This window comes from Streptomyces sp. NPDC005141 (assembly GCF_053599975.1).
Map to the genome: position 1 here is coordinate 1 of NZ_JBSFYW010000169.1, position 1,212 is coordinate 1,212.

Genomic DNA, 1,212 nt, shown 5'->3' on the forward strand with positions numbered 1-1,212 from the left:
GTCGCTCATGGCGGAGCTCCTGAGGTTGTCGGGACGGCGGGCGGGGCGGCCGGGGTCAGACGATGCCGCCGTTGGCGCGCAGGACCTGACCGTTGCCGACGCCTTGACCGTCGCAGCCGTTACCGCCGGCTCGGCCCCCACCAGCCCGCCAGCACCGCGGACATCAGTTCACCACGACGTTGTCCCCGGACGACGTCGACGGCCCGGTGGTGGTGTTGCCGTAGTACATCCAGCGCCACGTACCCGTCTTGGAGGCCTTCACGGTCGTCCTGAGATCACCCGAGCCGTTCGCGTACACCTTCTTCACCGTGGTGTAGGAGGCGGTGCCGGAAGGCTTGAACTGCAGGCTCACCAGGCGGCCTCCGTAGGAGGCGTACTTCCTGGTCTCCCAGTTGGCCCGCGTGACCTTTCCGGTCACGGTGATGGTCCTGTCCTTGGACACCGGTTCGGGCGAGGCGTTGGCGGTCAGGCGGGAGTTGCGCTTGACGTGGACCGTCAGACCCTTGTCGTCGGTGTCACCACCGCCGCCCTCGAAGTACACCTCGGCCCCGACCTTCCAGGCCCCGGCCTCGCTGTTACGCATGTCCCACACGCTCGGGTCGAAGTACATCGTCTCGTTGAAGTCGCAGACGCCCGAGCTCACCTTGTTGCAGTCGCTCGTCTCGATGGCGTGCCACAGCCGATCACCCGCACCACCGCGGTACAGGAACACCGCTGGCCACTTCCACTTGTGCGTGGTCGCCATCCGGAAGGAGGCGGGCACCCCGACCTCCTTCGACACCCCGATCACAATCGGCTTGCCGCCGTTCACCTGGACACGGGTGAACGAGACCCCACCCTCGGCCGCCCCGGCCGGCACCGCGGCCACGGCCGTGAACACCGCCGCCGCACCACCGGCCACGACGACTCTCCAGACCTGCTTCCCCACCTGATCCCCAATCTCCTTAACGAATGGCACCGAAGGCTCATCCCTCCAGCGACTTACAGACAGCCGGCATCCACACGGGGTTGTACACCCGCGAATCACAATGGGGCATCAGACAATCCCCGCCTCCCGCGAGGCGGAGAGGTCGGTGCGGTGCGGCGGGCGAAGCACGCACCCCTTAGGCACTGTCCTGGGTCTATCAGGAATCAGGTGTGGTTCGTCTGCTTGGCCTACAGGTTCTTCGGTGGGCTGATCGGCTCACACTCGTCCGGCGGTAAGGCGGCCGT

Annotated in this window: 1 protein-coding gene; it reads right to left on the minus strand. The window is 66.7% G+C overall.

All coding sequences use genetic code 11. From position 1 onward, the window contains the following. Positions 1-163: 163 nt before the first annotated feature. A complete protein-coding gene (locus ACWD68_RS41920; protein WP_451811724.1) occupies positions 164-928 on the minus strand; it encodes a hypothetical protein in 765 nt (254 codons plus the stop codon). Between the last annotated feature and the right edge of the window lie 284 nt (positions 929-1,212).